This window comes from Rhodomicrobium vannielii ATCC 17100 (assembly GCF_000166055.1).
GTDB lineage: Bacteria > Pseudomonadota > Alphaproteobacteria > Rhizobiales > Rhodomicrobiaceae > Rhodomicrobium > Rhodomicrobium vannielii.
This window is the reverse complement of record NC_014664.1, coordinates 1465017-1480659: the sequence shown is the minus strand read 5'-3', so window position 1 is coordinate 1480659 and position 15643 is coordinate 1465017. Positions and strand designations below refer to the sequence as shown.

The following is a 15643-nucleotide window of genomic DNA, read 5'->3' as shown; positions in this document are numbered from 1 at the left end:
TCAACGCGGGGCGCGTCAGGAAGTCATACGAGCGCGATGTGCTTGACGTGCGTCGCCCGGTTCGCTCCCGCGCCGCGAACAAGGAGGACAATATGGCCGACATCCAGGGCAAGAAGATCGCGATCCTCGCGACGAACGGTTTTGAGCAATCCGAACTCGAAGTGCCGCAGAAAAAGCTCCGCGAGGCGGGCGCAACGGTTGAGGTGATTTCGCCAGAAGCCGGCGAGATACGTGGCTGGATCGGCAAGGACTGGGGCAACCCGGTGAAGGTGGACCGGCCGCTCGCTGAAGCGCACGCCAGCGACTACGACGCGATCGTGTTGCCGGGGGGGCAAATCAACCCCGATCTGTTGCGCGGCAATGAGCAGGCGCTTTCGTTCATCAAGGACTTCTATACCGAAGGCAAGACCGTCGCAGCCGTATGCCACGCGCCGTGGCTCCTGATCGAGACGGGGATCATCAACGGCAAGCGCGCGACGGGATACAAGACGATCCGCACCGACCTCACCAATGCGGGCGCGGAGTTCGTCGACGAGGCCGTCGTGACGGATAACGGCGTGATTACGAGCCGTCAGCCGTCCGATCTCGACGCGTTTTCAGCGAAGATCATCGAAGAGGTGCGCGAGGGCAGGCACGAGCGCCGCGCTGCCTAAGTCGCGCTAAGGGTGCCTTGGGGGTCAAGACGGCTGGAGAGCGTTTTAGCCCAATCGCGCCCTGCCGCTCTTCCCGTCGTCGCGACGCCAATGCACCTCGGTCGGCGAGACGCGCTTCATGGTGAAGCAGTGCGTTTCGCCCGACATCCAGCGGTTCCAGCGAATGCAAAGCTTGCTATCGGCGACCCACCAGCGACCGCTGTCCTTGGTTGTGGTTTCGCCATCGAGGAGAGCGAGCTCCGTGCGCCCGCTGACTTGACCGTTTGCGGCATAGCGGATCGGCACTTCGCCCATGGGCGTGCTGATATAGACGGTTTTTCCCGAGACCGCGCTATGAAGGGCCGGGCCAATGAGCGCTTCTTCACCAGCGTCGGCGGCTGCGACCGGCAGGGCGGCGAGGAGAATGGGCAGGACAAATCGCTGCATCGGGGATCGGTCTCTCTTCTTGATGTCGATGATGTCGTCGCGTTAACATTCGTTAACGCCGTCGAAAAAATCCGCGCATTTTGGGCGAAATTGTGGAAGAGCGAAAGAAAGTTACAATTGTCCGTAATCCAGACAAACTTGTACACAATACTCGCCGCGTCGCTTCACGTGGCAAATATCAACGACGTTGCTTGTATGGAACTGATAGTCAGGTTATGACCAAAACCATTAAGGGAGTTGAGGGTTGCTCGGGCATCGAGGGAGGCGGAAACCGTGTTTACGGATTTCCTGAATGAAGATCAGATAAAGGCGCTTGAAGCGGCGATCCGAATGGCGAGGTCGCGGCATGGGATGCATCGCGTTCCCACGAGCGAAGGCGAAGCTTACGCCTATCAATGCAACGCGGAAATTTTCTGGCATGTCGAAGGTGCGGATCGCGCCAACATGGCCAAGGGAATTGTCCCTCTAGTTCACCCGTCCGAGCGCAACGTCATTCCCTTCGAGAGGCGCGCCGCCGCGCAGCCCTGACAGCCGTTCCTACCGACAGCTTTCATTCACAGCGCCGCACGTCGTCAGTCGGCGACGATCGATGACGAGTGGCTGTCTCGCTGCAACGCGAGCAAAGCCGCGGACTCCTCGCGGCTTGTCGCCTGTCATCGCTGAGCAGCCTTAGATCGCGCCCAGAATTTCCCGCACGACGAGGCAACGGCGCGGGTTGCTCTTACCGAGAAAGAAGCCAAACTCACCCTTATAGTAAGTGCTGCTGCTCACGCTCTGGAAGTCCGACTCCTTGCTTTCCGAGCAAGGCTTTTCGGAGACGCCGAGCTTCACCGACGCAATTGTGACGCCGGGGCATGCAGTCGGCTTGGCGAGCGCGTAGGTGCCGCCGTTCGTCAACGTCAGCGCACATTTTTCCACAGGGATGGCCACGGCCTTGACGCCAGGGGCGAGCTGCGGCTGCGTTGCGGAAACGCTGATCGTCGCTGCCGATGGCGTGGCGGCGAGATGCGCCTTCTTCTGTTCCTGGGCTTTGAGCCAAATTCCCAACACGAGAAGACCGGCAATAAGGAATGCCAATTTCCGCGAAGTGCTGTCAGACATGTCCATATCTCCCTTCGGAAGGGCTCGCCGAGGGCGGAGCGCCCATACAATTCGATTAAAGTTTTCGCGTTAAGTTTTCCCTAACTTTGTCGACTAACCGCTTCTATTTTAACAAAGATTAGGCATCCAAGCTGCGGCCGGGCGACGCACCGGCAATCTGCCGCCGCAACAGTATTAACGGTTTCGTATTCGCGCTCGGTCATATTGGGGTCCAGAAGATGGAGGGACCATGACACCGGGGCGAAACGGGCGGCTTCTGCGGCAATTCGGCCTGCTGGCGATTTTCCTGTCGCTGACCGCCTATGTCGCGGCCGACGCCGTACGCGGCCCACATGGTTTGATCGCGAACGAGCTTCTGCGGGCGAAGATCGCCGATCTCAACCGGGATCTCACGGCGCTGAAGCGGGAGCGCGCCCGCCTCGAACGCGACGCGGACCTTCTCGGCCCGAAGGCGTCCACGCATTCCGATCTCCTCGACGAGCAGGCCCGCGCCCTTCTCGATCTCGCCCGACCTGCCGATATTGTGATCGTAAACGCCGAGAAAACCGCTCGATAACCTTCGCTTGTGCGAGATAACCGGGTGGCGCGCGCTTCGCAAAACCCGTATCTAACAAGGTGACTGCGGGGCGAATCAGCGCACCTCGCTCAGCCGCGCAATCTCCAAGACGAGGCGCATCATGTTTGACGATCTTCCCAACGGCACATCGCCAAAAGGCAATCCGCCGGAATTGTCACGCGACGAGGAGTTGCACGCCTATCGCGAGATGCTCCTCATTCGCCGCTTCGAGGAGAAGGCGGGGCAACTCTACGGCATGGGCCAGATCGGCGGCTTCTGTCACCTTTACATCGGGCAGGAGGCGGTCGTCGTCGGCATGCAGATGACCGTCCGCGAAGGCGACCAAGTCATCACCGCCTATCGCGATCACGGCCATATGCTCGTCTGCGGCATGGACCCGAAAGGCGTCATGGCGGAACTGACCGGGCGCCGCGGCGGCTACTCCCGCGGCAAGGGCGGCTCGATGCACATGTTTTCTGTGGAAAAGAATTTCTTCGGCGGACACGGTATCGTCGGCGCGCAGGTGCCGCTCGGCACCGGGCTCGCCTTCGCGAACAAGTATCGCGGCAACGGCAATGTCTCGCTCACCTATTACGGCGATGGCGCGGCCAACCAGGGCCAGGTCTACGAAGCCTTCAACATGGCGGAACTCTGGAAGCTGCCGGTCGTCTATGTCGTCGAGAACAACAAGTACGGCATGGGCACGAGCATCAACCGCGCCTCGGCCCTCACGAACCTGTCGCAACGCGGCGCGAGCTTCAACATCCCCGGCAGGCAGGTCGACGGCATGGACGTTCGCGCGGTCAAGGAAGCGGGCGAAGAGGCGGTCGCCTGGGCGCGCGCTGGCAAGGGGCCGTACATCCTCGAAATGCTGACCTACCGCTATCGTGGCCATTCCATGTCCGACCCGGCGAAATATCGCTCGAAGGAGGAGGTCGACAAGATGCGTCACGAGCACGACCCCATCGAGATGGTGCGCCAGCGTCTCATCGCGTCGGACCGCGCGACCGAGGACGACCTCAAGGCGATCGACAAGGAAATCCGGGCGATCGTGAACGAGGCGGCGGAATTCGCGCAGACCGATCCCGAGCCGGACGTGGCGGAGCTTTATACCAACGTCGTGAGGTAGCTTGGGGAATCGGCGCGATGAGCAGCATTTTTCGGGACGGCGTGAGACACACGGCGATGTTTTGTAAAGGCGCGTCCGCAGGGTTCGCGGCCACCCCCTCCTTTATCGCAAAGGTGCGTTAAGACGATGGCGACGCAGGTATTGATGCCCGCTCTCTCCCCCACGATGGAGGAGGGCAAACTCGCGAAATGGGTCAAGGCCGAGGGCGACGATGTGCGCTCTGGCGACGTGATCGCGGAAATCGAGACCGACAAGGCCACGATGGAAGTCGAAGCGGTGGACGAGGGCAAGATCGGCAAGATCCTCGTTCCCGCGGGCACCGAGGGCGTGAAGGTCAACACGCCCATCGCGATCATTCTGGCGGAGGGTGAGGAAGCAGGCGCATCGCTCAACGGCGCGGGCAAGACGAACGGGGCGCATGCTCCGGCCGATGCCGCGACGGGCGGCGGGGAAACGGCGCGTGCTCCTGTCGACGTTCGCGTGAAGGATCAGCCGCGCGAGGCCGTAGCACCCGCAGCCTATGACGCCGCGTCGGAAATCCCCGAAGGCGCGGAACTCGTGCAGATCACCATGCGCGAGGCGCTCCGCGACGCAATGGCCGAGGAAATGCGCCGCGATGGCGACGTGTTCGTCATGGGCGAGGAAGTGGCCGAATATCAGGGCGCGTACAAGATCACGCAGGGGCTGCTCGACGAGTTCGGCGCGCGCCGCGTGGTGGATACGCCGATCACGGAAGCGGGCTTCGCGGGGCTTGGCGTCGGCGCGGCGTTTGCGGGCCTGCGCCCCATCGTCGAATTCATGACGTTCAACTTCGCGATGCAGGCCATCGACCACATCATCAACTCGGCGGCGAAGACGCACTACATGTCGGGCGGGCAGATCGATTGCCCCATCGTGTTCCGTGGGCCGAACGGCGCGGCGGCCCGCGTCGGCGCGCAGCACAGCCAGGAATATTCCGCGTGGTACGCGCATGTGCCGGGGCTGAAGGTCATCGCGCCCTCCACTGCCGCCGACGCGAAGGGTTTGCTCAAGGCCGCGATCCGCGATCCGAACCCGGTGGTGTTTCTCGAAAACGAAATCCTCTACGGCATAGCCGGGCCTGTGCCCAAGGGCGACGACTGGCTTGTGCCCATCGGCAAGGCGAAGATCGCGCGGCCCGGCAAGGACGTCACCATCGTCTCCTGGTCGCGCGGCATGGTCTATGCGCTCGACGCGGCGAAGCAGCTTGAGGCCGATGGCATCGACGCCGAAGTGATCGACCTTCGCACGCTTCGCCCGCTCGACATCGACACGGTGCTCGCCTCCGTGCGCAAGACGAACCGCATCGTGACCGTGGAAGAGGCGTGGCCCGTGTGCTCTGTCGGTTCCGAGATCGTGGCGCAGGTGGTGGCGAAGGCGTTCGATTATCTCGATGCGCCGCCGACAAAGGTCTCCGGCGAGGACGTGCCGATGCCCTATGCCGCGAACCTCGAAAAGCTCGCGCTGCCGAACGCCCAGAAGGTTGTCGAGGCCGTGAAGGCCGTCTGCTACCGGAGCTGACGCGCGATGCAGAAGCGTTCCCCATGGACACGGTATGGCGACGGCCATGCGGCGGATTTCGAGGCTGCTGGCACGGACTATTTCGTGATCGTTACGGACGGCTATCTCAACACGCGCTATCGCATGCCCGCCGACCGCCCGGTCGACCGCAAGACGCTCATCGAGGACATCGACGACGAGATCGAGGCCATCGCTGCGGCGAAGCTCGCGCGCGGCGAGACGACCCAGCCGATGGGCCGCCGCGCGGCCCAGATCGTGATCGACGCGGGCGATGCTGCTTCTTAGGTTTCTGAATCTGTTCTTCGCGGGCACGTCCGCTGCCCCGCGCTTCAGGGATAAAGCCATGCCGACACCGATCCTGATGCCCGCCCTTTCGCCAACCATGGAGCAGGGCAAGCTCGCGAAATGGCTGAAGAAAGAGGGCGATAAGGTCGCTTCTGGCGACGCCATTGCCGAGATCGAGACCGACAAGGCCACGATGGAAGTCGAGGCGGTGGACGAAGGCACCATCGGCAAGATCATGGTCGCCGAGGGCACGGAAGGTGTCGCGGTGAACACGCCGATTGCGCTGTTGCTTGGCGAGGGCGAGGACGCTGCCGCGCTGAAGAGTTACGGTGCGGAGCCGCCGCAGCCCGCGCCCGCGAAGGCTGCGCAAGCCTCCGAGCCTGTGCAGGTCGCCAAGGTGAACGGCGCACCCGCTGCCGCCCCGCAGTCCAACGGCCATAACGGCCATGATGGCGGCCGCGTCTTTGCCTCGCCGCTCGCCCGCCGCATCGCGAAGGACGCCGGGCTTGACCTCGCCGCCGTGAAGGGCACCGGCCCGCATGGCCGCATCGTGAAGCACGATGTCGAGGAGGCGAAAGCGACCGGCTCCGCGAAGCCCGCCGCAGCTGCCGCGCCCACGCAGAACGGCGGCGCGCTCGTGCCGTCTCGCCTCGCAGCCGCGATCCCGGACGACCAGATCATCGCCATGTACGAGAAGGGCACCTACGAGCTTCGCCCGCTCGACAACATGCGCAAGACCATCGCCACGCGCCTCACGCAGGCGACGCAGACGATCCCGCATTTCCGCCTGTTCGTCGAATGCGAGATCGACACGCTGCTCGAAGCGCGCCAGCGCATCAATATGCGTTCGCCGAAGGACGGCCAGCCGGGCGCGTTCAAGGTTTCCGTCAACGACTTCATCGTCAAGGCGCTTGGCCTCGCGCTCCAGCGCGTGCCGGACGCGAACGCGACGTTCACCGAGCGCGGCATCCTCCTGCACAAGGCGAGCGATGTCGGCGTGGCGGTGGCGGTGGAAGGCGGCCTGTTTACGCCCGTGATCCGCGGCGTCGAGAGGAAGTCGCTCGCCGACATCTCGAACGAGGTGAAGGATCTCGCCGAGCGTGCCCGCAAACGCCGCCTCGCGCCGCATGAGTATCAGGGCGGGACGACGGCGGTGTCGAACCTCGGCATGTTCGGCGTGGACAATTTCGACGCGGTCATCAACCCGCCGCACGCGACCATCCTCGCGGTCGGGCGGGGCGAAAAGCGCCCCGTGGTGAAGGGCAACCAGATCGTCATCGCGACGACCATGGGCTGCACGCTGTCCTGCGATCATCGCGTGGTGGATGGCGCACTCGGCGCAAGGCTGCTTCAGGCGTTCAAGGGCTACATCGAGGAGCCGGTGACGATGCTGGCGTAAGCCCGCTACCGGCAACAACGACCAGGTTTTCGAGGGACAGATGGCGGAAGCATTCGATGTCGCGGTGATCGGCGGCGGACCGGGCGGCTATGTGGCGGCGATCCGTGCGGCGCAACTCGGGCTCAAGACGGTGGTGATCGAGCGCGAGCACCTCGGCGGCATCTGCCTCAACTGGGGCTGCATCCCGACAAAGGCGCTGCTGCGCACGGCGGAAGTGCTGCGGCTCGCGCAGCACGGCGCGGAGTTCGGCATCAAGGCCGAGGGGTTAAGCTTCGACCTCGGCAAGATCGTCGCGCGGTCGCGGGCGGTGGCGAACAAGCTCGCCTCGGGCGTCGCGTACCTCCTGAAGAAGCACAAGGTCACGGTGATCGACGGCACGGCGCGGCTGAAGGCGAAGGGCGTCGTCGCGGTGGCGGGCAAGGACGGCAAGCCGCTCGCCGATGTCGAGGCGAAGCACATCATTATCGCGACGGGCGCGCGCGCTCGCGTGCTGCCGGGGCTTGAGCCGGACGGCAAGCTTGTGTGGACCTACAAGGAAGCGATGGTGCCACCGAGCTTGCCGAAATCGCTGCTCGTCGTGGGCTCCGGCGCCATCGGCATCGAATTCGCAAGTTTTTACAATGCGCTCGGCGTGAAGGTGACGGTCGTCGAGATCGTGGACAAGATTTTGCCCTTCGAGGACGACGAGATTTCCGCCCTTGCCCGCAAGAGCTTCGAGAAGCAGGGCATGACGATTCACACAGGCGCGAAGGTGGACAAGCTCGAAAAGGGTAAGGACAGCGTGAAGGCGACGCTCGCGCTGAAGGACGGCAGGACGCAGGTCGCTGAGTTCGACCGCGTCATCGTGGCGGCGGGCATCGTCGGCAATGTCGAGGGCATCGGCCTCGAAGAGCTGGGCATCAAGACGGATCGCACGCATATCGTGGTGGATGAGTTCTCCCGCACCAACATGCCGGGCGTCTACGCCATCGGCGACGTGGCCGGGCCGCCGTGGCTTGCGCACAAGGCGAGCCACGAGGGCATCATCTGCGTGGAGAAGATCGCGGGGCGCGATCCGCATCCGCTGAATGTGCGCAACATTCCGGGCTGCACCTATTCGCATCCGCAGGTGGCGAGCATCGGCATCACCGAGGCGATGGCGAAGAAGGACGGCCGCGAGATCAAGGTGGGCCGCTTCCCCTATCAGGGCAACGGCAAGGCCATCGCGCTCGGCGAGCCGGAAGGGCTCGTGAAGACGATCTTCGACGCGAAGACGGGCGAACTTCTCGGCGCGCATATGGTCGGCGCGGAGGTAACGGAACTCATTCAGGGCTTCGGTGTGGCGAAGACGCTGGAGACGACCGAGGCGGAGCTTATGGAGACGGTTTTCCCGCACCCGACGCTATCGGAGACGATGCTGGAAAGCGTGTTCGACGCGTATGGGCGGGTTATTCATATTTGAGGCGCGTCGACGGGGCGGCTTTTAGCAACGCCCTGCGGCCGGATTTCGCGCCACCGCTGATTAGCTTTTGGTTGCCGCGCCATCGGACTGGCGGCACGTTACCGGTGCAAGACATGAGTTGCAACCAAACGGGGATCAAGAGCATGGACCACGTAAACAGGCGCGCGGTTCTGACGGGGCTGGCGGCGGCGGCGCTCGGCGCGAGCACGGCGCGGGCGGACGACTGGAAGACTTATCACAATCCCCGTTTCGACTTCTCGTTCGAGTATCCCGGCTGGTTCACGGCCGCCGATACATCCGAGAACTCGGACGGAAGCCGCTTCGAGGCGAAGGACGGCGCGGCGATCCTCGCCTACGGTTCCTGGAACGCTATGGACGAGAACCCGCTCACCATCGAGCAACACGAAGCGTTCGTGCGCGGCAATGACGATTATTCCGGCCTGACCTATCGCTTCGCCGACGCGAAGACGCTGGTGCTTTCGGGCCTTCGCGGCGACACGGTCTATTACGAGAAATATCTGCTCGTGCGCGACAACGATCTGATCCTCAACCTTCAGATCACCTATCCCGCGCAGTACAAGCCCGTCTACGATCCGCAGATCGGCCGCATGGCGAAGTCGTTGAGGCTCAATCAGTAGATTCCATCGGGCGCGCCCCGGACTGCGCCGTAGCCGTCAAGCCGGGCTGCGCACAACCCGGATCTTCTGCTCGCGGACCTTTTTCCGCAGCGTGTTGCGGTTGAGGCCGAGAAGTTCCGCCGCCTTGATCTGGTTGCCGCGCGTAGCCGTCAGCGCCGCCGTGATGAGCGGCGCTTCCACATCGCGCAACACGCGGTCGTAGAGGCCGGGCGGCGGAAGCTGATCGCCGAAACCGCCGAAATAGTCGGTGAGATACGCCTCCATCCACTCGTTGAGCTTCGCGGTGCCGGACTGCGGTGTGTCGAGCGGCGGCGGGCTGGAATGTGTGGAAAGCTCATTGTCTACGATGTCGGCGGAGATCAACTCCTGCGAGTAGAGCGCGGACAGCCGGCGTACGAGGTTTTCGAGTTCGCGCACATTGCCGGGCCATGTGTGGCGCTTGAGCCGGTCGAACGCCTCCTGCGTCAGCGTTTTCGACGGCAGGCCGCTCTTCTCGGCGAGCTTCAGGAAGTGGCGCACGAGGTCCGGCACGTCTTCGAGGCGCTCGCGCAAGGGCGGCATGCGCAGCGGCACCACGTTGAGGCGGTAGTAGAGGTCTTCGCGGAACAGCCCGAGCGCGATCTGGTTTTCGAGGCTCTTGTTGGTGGCGGCGATGATGCGCACGTCGGTCTTGATCGGCACGCGGCCGCCAACCGTCATGTATTCGCCTTCCTGAAGCACGCGGAGCAGGCGCGTTTGCGCCTCCATCAGCATGTCGCCAATCTCGTCGAGGAACAGCGTGCCGCCGTCCGCCTGCTCGAAGCGGCCGACCGAACGTTGCGCCGCGCCGGTGAACGCGCCCTTCTCGTGGCCGAACAGCTCGCTCTCGATCAGTTCGCGCGGGATGGCGGCCATGTTGATGGCGATGAACGGACCCTTGCGCCGCTGGCCGTAATCGTGGAGCGCGCGGGCGACGAGTTCCTTGCCGGTGCCGCTTTCGCCCGTGATGAGCACGGTGAGGTCTGTGTGCATGAGCCGCGCCATGACGCGATAGACGTCCTGCATCGAAGGCGAGCGGCCGATCAGCGGCAAATTTTCGCTCTCGGCGTCGGGGCCTGCATGGACGACTTCGCCACCTTCGGCTCGCGAAGCGCGCGGCCCACAACGGCGACGAGCTCCTTCAGGTCGAACGGCTTCGGCAGATATTCATAGGCGCCGCGCTCGGCCGCCGTGATGGCGGTCATGAACGTGTTTTGCGCGCTCATCACGATGATCGGCAGTTCCGGGCGGATTTTCTTGATGCGCGGAATGAGATCGAACGCGTTCTCGTCCGGCATGATGACGTCGGTAATGACCACGTCGCCGTCGCCCTGCGCGATCCAGTTCCACAGCGTGGCGGCGTTGCTCGTCGCGCGCGCGCTGTAGCCCGCGCGGGCGAGCGCTTGATTGACGACGGTGCGGATGGCGGCGTCGTCGTCCGCAATGAGTACGTTTCCGCGGCCCATCATATCGCTCCGGTCTTTCGCGCGGATGGCTGATACATCGGAAGAAGCATACGGAAGGTTGTCAGCCGGCTTCTCGATTCGCATTCGATCACTCCGCCATGGTCGCCGACGATTTTCGCCACGAGTGCAAGGCCCAATCCCGCGCCCTTCGCCTTCGTCGTCACGAAAGGCTCGAACAGGTGCGGCTTCACGTCTTCCGGTACGCCCGAGCCATTGTCCGACACACCGATTTCAAGCGGCAGTTTCACGCTCGAATCGGAATTTGGCAGACGCAGCGAAAGCCCCGGACGGAAGGCAGTCGACAACGTGATGACGCCGTCGTTCTTGTCGCCGATGGCTTCCGCGCTGTTCTTCACAAGGTTGAGCAGCGCCTGAATGAGCTTGTCGCGGTTGCCGGGCACGGACGGCAGGCTCGGATCGAAACTCTGCTGAATGGTGATATGCCGCGCGAAGCCCGCACGCGCGATGCGCTTCACATGGTCGAGCACTGAATGAATGTTGACGGCGTCCTTGCTCACCGGGCGCTCGTCGCCGAACACCTCCATGCGGTCGACGAGATCGCGGATGCGGTCGGTTTCCTCGGTGATGAGCTGGGCGAGCGGCTGGTCCTCCTCGGACGCGCCCGCTTCGAGGAGCTGCGCCGCGCCGCGAATGCCGGAGAGCGGGTTCTTGATCTCGTGGGCGAGAACGGCGGCCATGGCGGACACGGAACGCGCGGCGCCGCGATGGGTCAGCTGCCGTTCGATCATCGCGGCCATGTTGCGCTGCTGGAGCATCAGGAGCACGTAATCTTCGCGTTCGTTCAGAATCGAAGCGAACACGTCCACCGAGCGCGCTGGCCGGTCCGGCATCGCCAGGTCGAGTTCATATTCGTTCACCGCGCCGCGCGTGTGGCGCACCTGATCGGCGAGCGCAGTCAAGGGGTTGGCGAATGCCACGAGCGCAGGCAATGCGCGCTTTTTCAGCAGCGCTTCGCCAAGGCCGAAGAAATTCTCGGCGGCGAAATTTGCGAACACGATGCGATTTGTGGCATCGACAACGACGACCACATGGGGCAGACCCTGCACCAGCGCCTTGAAATCGAGCGGTTTGGCAGCGTCGGACGCCTTCTTCGTCTTGTCGCGGGGAGCCATAGATTTCAGCAATTTAGCCGTGTCCAATGAATGTGGCAGGCTAGCCGAGGCTGCATCATGCCCTGCCCAAATGCTGGGCAGAAATGCAGATCGACTAAGTTCTAGGCATTGTAGCAAATTCGGCCCCCGTGTCAGCAGGCAAATCTCAAGGCTCGCGAAAGCTCTTGGCGGTTTTAGAGGCAGCTTATAAGGTTTCGGCGCGTTCCCTCCTTTTTGGTTCGTTCAAACATGCAAGAAGAAGACCAACATTTGCCGGTCAATGCGGCGCTGATCGTGGCTGCGGGAAGCGGTGTCCGTGCGGGGCAGAAACAGGGGCGGCCGAAGCAATATTGCTTGGCGGGCGGCAAGCCGATCCTGCGGCGGACGCTTGAAGCCTTTCTTTTCCATTCGGAAATCGCCGCCGTTGTCGTGGTGATGCGCGCGGGCGACGAGGCGCTTTATGCGGAAGCGGTGGCGGGGCTCGACTCGAGCAAGCTGCTTCCACCCGTCCCCGGCGGCGCGACGCGGCAACTTTCCGTTAAGGCGGGGCTCGATGCGCTCGAAGCGCACACACCGCATGCGGTTTTGATCCACGACGCCGCGCGGCCCTTCATTTCGGCGGCCTGCATCTCGGACACCATCGCGGCACTCGATGCGAGCGATGGTTCGATCGCGGCGGCACCCGTCACCGACACGCTGAAGCGCGGCGAGGATGGCCGGAGCGCGGGCACCGTGGACAGGGCAGGGCTCTGGCGCGCGCAGACGCCGCAGACCTTCATCTACGACAAGATCGTGGCGGCTCATCGCGCGGCGGGCGAGCGCACCGATTTCACCGACGACGCCTCGATTGCGGAGTGGCATGGCCTCTCCGTGGCGCTCGTCTCGAACACATCTGAAAACATGAAGATCACGACTGCGGAGGATTTGGTCATGGCGGATATGATCGCGAGCGGCGGAGTGGCGCTGCCGGATGTGCGCGTCGGCTCGGGCTTCGACGTGCATGCTTTCGAGGATGGCGATCACGTCACACTTTGCGGCGTCAAGATCCCGCACGACAAGGGACTGAAGGCGCATTCGGATGGCGACGCGGGGCTGCACGCGCTCACCGACGCGCTTTACGGCACCATCGGCGCGGGCGACATCGGCGATCATTTCCCGCCGTCCGATCCGCAATGGCGCGCGATGGATTCGACCGTGTTTCTGAAACACGCCGTAGCCCTGGTGGCGGAGAAGGGCGGACGCATCACCAACGCCGACGTGACGCTCATCTGCGAGCGCCCCAAGGTCGGCCCGCATCGCGACGCCATGCGCGCGCGGATGGCCGAAATCCTTGGCATTGAGATCGAGCGCGTCAGCGTCAAGGCGACGACGAGCGAGCAACTCGGCTTCACCGGCCGCCGCGAGGGCATCGCCGCGCTGGCGTCCGCTACCGTGGTGTTCGCCGCGCGCTGAGGCGGGGTCGCGTCCAGCGCCCGGCGCTTGATCGCTGTGGGCCAGGCTGACGAACCGCAGGGCGTGCCCCATATTCTGGCATAAAGCGGCGCCGCACACCTTGGTGCGCCGCAGCGGAGGCTCAGGGAATGGCGGAAGAACTCAGCGGCCGGGCCTATGCATTGGCCGCAGACGCGCTGGCGAAGGCGCGCGAGAACCAGCTCTTCATCGCGACGGCGGAATCATGCACGGGCGGGCTTGTTGCTGCCGCGCTGACCGCGGTGCCCGGCTCGTCGAGCGCGTTCGACCGGGGCTTCGTCACCTATTCGAACGAGGCTAAGGCCGACATGCTCGGCGTCGATCCCGCGCTGATCGCGGCGCACGGTGCGGTGTCGAAGGAGGTCGCGTTCGCCATGGCGAAAGGCGCGCTCGCCCGATCGCATGCAGGGATTGCGGTTTCAATCACCGGGGTCGCGGGGCCGGACGGCGGCAGCGCCGAGAAGCCCGTGGGGCTGGTGCATTTCGCGGCGGCGCGGACGACGGGCAACGGCGTTCGCCTGCTCCATCGCGATGAACGCTTCGGCGATATCGGCCGTGCTGAGGTTCGGGCACGCTCGGTCGAGACGGCGCTAGGGCTCATCCTGGAGGCGCTGGCCAGCCCGGCAGATCAAACCCAAGCTCCTTAAGCCGCCACGCAAGAACACTCACCGCATTCGAAGGTGGTCGATGTGCTACCGAAAGTGCGAGAAACTCGGCTTAACCGTGCAGGACGCGTTTTCGTCAGCTAGCGGCGGCGACGCCCGGATGGCGACCGTAAATCGCGTCGGCGCGGTCCTCGAACGCGGCCGAGAACTTGCGGAACGCCTTGTCGAACACCGATCCCATCAGCATCTGCAACGGCAGCGAGCGGAATTCGTAGTCGAGATAGAAGAGGATGCGGCAGGTGCCATCCGGCCCCGGAACGAATGTCCAGCGGTTTTCCAGCTTGCGGAACGGCCCGTCGAGGTAATCGACCATGATCACGCGGTTCTCGGGCTTGAGCCGCACCCTTGTGGTGAAGCTCTCGCTGAACAGCTTGTACGACGCGGTCATGCGCGCGATGAGCGTCTCGCCGTCTTCGTCCGGGATGCGCTTCTCGATGTGCAGCGCCGAGCATAGCGGCAGGAATTTGGGATAGCTCTCCACGTCCGCGACGAGGGCGAACATATTTTCCGCAGTGTGATGGACGCGATGGGTCGTTTCGAAATGGGGCATCAGCGGCTCAGGCTTGAGTGAGGGGCCGAAGGCGTTCCATGCGGCCTGCAATCATCATGGCATTGGATGGGGCGCGCGCGCCGCCGTGGCGAGAGGGTATTTCGCCGCATGCCGGCACGTGCTTCACGAGGCGTTGTGTAAGGCGTTGTCGGCGGCTTTGGCAAGCCGCGCCGCTTTCAGCTTCGCGAAGTCGTCGCCCGCGAGGTAGGACGAGCGCGTGAGCGGCGACGAAGCCACCATGAGGAAGCCCTTCGCGTAGGCGTGTGCCTTGTAGCTGTCGAACTCGGCGGGCTCCACGAAGCGGTCGACGGCGGCATGCTTGCGCGTCGGCTGGAGATATTGGCCGATGGTGAGGAAGTCCACGTCCGCCGAACGCAAATCGTCCATCAGTTGAAGCACCTCGTTCCGCTTTTCGCCGAGGCCGACCATGATGCCGGACTTCGTGAATACGGTCGGGTCGAGTTCCTTCGCGCGCTGGAGCAGCCGCAGCGAGTGAAAATAACGCGCGCCGGGCCTGATGGTGAGGTAGAGGCCGGGCACGGTTTCGAGATTGTGGTTGAAGACGTCGGGCTTCGCCGCAATGACGGTTTCGAGCGGGCGCGCGCCCTTCTTCAGGAAATCGGGCGTCAGAACTTCGATGGTGGTGGCGGGCGCCGCTGCTCGGATGGCGCGAATCGTGGCGGCGAAATGGGCCGCGCCGCCATCTTCGAGGTCGTCGCGGTCGACCGAGGTCACGACCACATGATTGAGGCCGAGGGTCGCCACCGCGCGCGCCACATTCTCCGGTTCCGCTGCGTCGAGCGCGCCGGGAATGCCGGTCTTGACGTTGCAGAAGGCGCAGGCGCGCGTGCAGGTGTCGCCCATGATCATCATGGTGGCGTGCTTCTTCTCCCAGCACTCGCCGATGTTGGGGCAGCCCGCTTCCTCGCAGACCGTGTGGAGGCGGTTGCCGCGAACGATGGACGCCGTGCCCGCATAGCCCGCCGAAGCGGGCGCCTTCACGCGGATCCATGCGGGCTTGCGAAGCACGGGCGTGTCAGGCCGATGCGCCTTTTCCGGGTGGCGCGGGGCGCCTGACTGCTTGCCGTCGCGGTTGTCCAGGAGTGTTGCCATGGTTGCGCCCTTGTTCCTCACGCGAAGATAAGGGATGGAGCGGCGTTTGCAACGAAATCGCCCGCTTGTCTGCTTCGTTTCG

At 63.9% G+C, this 15643-nt stretch carries 18 protein-coding genes; 11 read left to right on the top strand and 7 right to left on the bottom strand.

The genetic code is table 11. From position 1 onward, the window contains the following. Nucleotides 1–92: 92 nt before the first annotated feature. The gene (locus tag RVAN_RS06725) at nucleotides 93–653 is read left to right on the top strand and encodes a type 1 glutamine amidotransferase domain-containing protein (protein WP_013419003.1); all 561 of its coding nucleotides are present in this window, start codon (nucleotides 93–95) and stop codon (nucleotides 651–653) included. A gap of 45 nt (nucleotides 654–698) precedes the next feature. Here the strand turns inward: RVAN_RS06725 and RVAN_RS06720 are convergent, their stop codons facing one another. Beyond that, nucleotides 699–1079: a hypothetical protein gene (locus RVAN_RS06720; RefSeq protein ID WP_013419002.1), complete on the bottom strand. Its 381-nt coding sequence runs from the start codon at nucleotides 1077–1079 to the stop codon at nucleotides 699–701. 273 nt (nucleotides 1080–1352) lie between these two features. Between RVAN_RS06720 and RVAN_RS06715 the strand changes: the two genes are divergently transcribed. After that, nucleotides 1353–1607: a hypothetical protein gene (locus RVAN_RS06715; RefSeq protein WP_013419001.1), complete on the top strand. Its 255-nt coding sequence runs from the start codon at nucleotides 1353–1355 to the stop codon at nucleotides 1605–1607. A 141-nt stretch (nucleotides 1608–1748) separates the two neighbouring features. Here the strand turns inward: RVAN_RS06715 and RVAN_RS06710 are convergent, their stop codons facing one another. Next, nucleotides 1749–2180: a hypothetical protein gene (locus RVAN_RS06710; RefSeq protein ID WP_013419000.1), complete on the bottom strand. Its 432-nt coding sequence runs from the start codon at nucleotides 2178–2180 to the stop codon at nucleotides 1749–1751. A 229-nt stretch (nucleotides 2181–2409) separates the two neighbouring features. Between RVAN_RS06710 and RVAN_RS06705 the strand changes: the two genes are divergently transcribed. The 7 genes from RVAN_RS06705 (at nucleotide 2410) to RVAN_RS18760 (ending at nucleotide 9167) form a co-directional block, all read left to right on the top strand. Further along, on the top strand, nucleotides 2410–2736 hold the full coding sequence (locus RVAN_RS06705) for an FtsB family cell division protein (protein WP_013418999.1): 327 nt from the start codon (nucleotides 2410–2412) through the stop codon (nucleotides 2734–2736). A gap of 121 nt (nucleotides 2737–2857) precedes the next feature. Further along, on the top strand, nucleotides 2858–3865 hold the full coding sequence (gene pdhA / locus RVAN_RS06700; RefSeq protein WP_013418998.1) for a pyruvate dehydrogenase (acetyl-transferring) E1 component subunit alpha: 1008 nt from the start codon (nucleotides 2858–2860) through the stop codon (nucleotides 3863–3865). Nucleotides 3866–3991: 126 nt separating this feature from the next. Further along, nucleotides 3992–5404 carry a pyruvate dehydrogenase complex E1 component subunit beta gene (locus RVAN_RS06695; protein WP_013418996.1) on the top strand — a complete coding sequence of 471 codons (1413 nt, stop codon included), beginning with the start codon at nucleotides 3992–3994 and terminating at the stop codon, nucleotides 5402–5404. 6 nt (nucleotides 5405–5410) lie between these two features. Then, entirely contained in the window at nucleotides 5411–5689 is a 279-nt protein-coding gene (locus tag RVAN_RS06690; RefSeq protein WP_013418995.1) for a hypothetical protein, read from the top strand. Nucleotides 5690–5747: 58 nt separating this feature from the next. Beyond that, nucleotides 5748–7088 (top strand): pyruvate dehydrogenase complex dihydrolipoamide acetyltransferase, encoded by a 1341-nt coding sequence (locus tag RVAN_RS06685; RefSeq protein WP_041788504.1) that lies wholly within the window; start codon nucleotides 5748–5750, stop codon nucleotides 7086–7088. A gap of 40 nt (nucleotides 7089–7128) precedes the next feature. Then, nucleotides 7129–8529, top strand: coding sequence for a dihydrolipoyl dehydrogenase (gene lpdA / locus RVAN_RS06680; protein WP_013418993.1), 1401 nt, complete (start codon nucleotides 7129–7131; stop codon nucleotides 8527–8529). Nucleotides 8530–8672: 143 nt separating this feature from the next. After that, nucleotides 8673–9167 carry a hypothetical protein gene (locus RVAN_RS18760; RefSeq protein WP_013418992.1) on the top strand — a complete coding sequence of 165 codons (495 nt, stop codon included), beginning with the start codon at nucleotides 8673–8675 and terminating at the stop codon, nucleotides 9165–9167. A gap of 36 nt (nucleotides 9168–9203) precedes the next feature. Here RVAN_RS18760 and RVAN_RS06670 read toward each other — a convergent pair whose 3' ends face one another. From RVAN_RS06670 to RVAN_RS06665, 3 genes are read right to left on the bottom strand one after another with little or no spacing between them, the layout of a single operon-like run. Then, nucleotides 9204–10178 carry a sigma 54-interacting transcriptional regulator gene (locus RVAN_RS06670; RefSeq protein WP_425337403.1) on the bottom strand — a complete coding sequence of 325 codons (975 nt, stop codon included), beginning with the start codon at nucleotides 10176–10178 and terminating at the stop codon, nucleotides 9204–9206. Nucleotides 10179–10228: 50 nt separating this feature from the next. Next, nucleotides 10229–10654 (bottom strand): response regulator, encoded by a 426-nt coding sequence (locus tag RVAN_RS21120; protein ID WP_425337398.1) that lies wholly within the window; start codon nucleotides 10652–10654, stop codon nucleotides 10229–10231. Further along, on the bottom strand, nucleotides 10651–11796 hold the full coding sequence (locus tag RVAN_RS06665) for a two-component system sensor histidine kinase NtrB (protein ID WP_245258042.1): 1146 nt from the start codon (nucleotides 11794–11796) through the stop codon (nucleotides 10651–10653). Before RVAN_RS06665 ends, RVAN_RS21120 begins: the two co-directional genes overlap by 4 nt. 216 nt (nucleotides 11797–12012) lie before the next feature. Here RVAN_RS06665 and RVAN_RS06660 point away from each other — a divergent pair, with 216 nt between their 5' ends. Both RVAN_RS06660 and RVAN_RS06655 read left to right on the top strand, forming a co-directional pair. Further along, on the top strand, nucleotides 12013–13215 hold the full coding sequence (locus RVAN_RS06660) for a bifunctional 2-C-methyl-D-erythritol 4-phosphate cytidylyltransferase/2-C-methyl-D-erythritol 2,4-cyclodiphosphate synthase (RefSeq protein ID WP_049779249.1): 1203 nt from the start codon (nucleotides 12013–12015) through the stop codon (nucleotides 13213–13215). Nucleotides 13216–13343: 128 nt separating this feature from the next. Continuing rightward, nucleotides 13344–13880, top strand: a complete 537-nt coding sequence (locus RVAN_RS06655; protein WP_013418989.1) for a CinA family protein — start codon at nucleotides 13344–13346, stop codon at nucleotides 13878–13880. 94 nt (nucleotides 13881–13974) lie between these two features. Here the strand turns inward: RVAN_RS06655 and RVAN_RS06650 are convergent, their stop codons facing one another. Together RVAN_RS06650 and lipA are read right to left on the bottom strand one after the other, a co-directional pair. Further along, a complete protein-coding gene (locus RVAN_RS06650) occupies nucleotides 13975–14448 on the bottom strand; it encodes a type II toxin-antitoxin system RatA family toxin (RefSeq protein WP_013418988.1) in 474 nt (157 codons plus the stop codon). Nucleotides 14449–14571: 123 nt separating this feature from the next. Further along, the gene (gene lipA / locus RVAN_RS06645; protein WP_280642122.1) at nucleotides 14572–15582 is read right to left on the bottom strand and encodes a lipoyl synthase; all 1011 of its coding nucleotides are present in this window, start codon (nucleotides 15580–15582) and stop codon (nucleotides 14572–14574) included. Nucleotides 15583–15643: the final 61 nt, after the last annotated feature.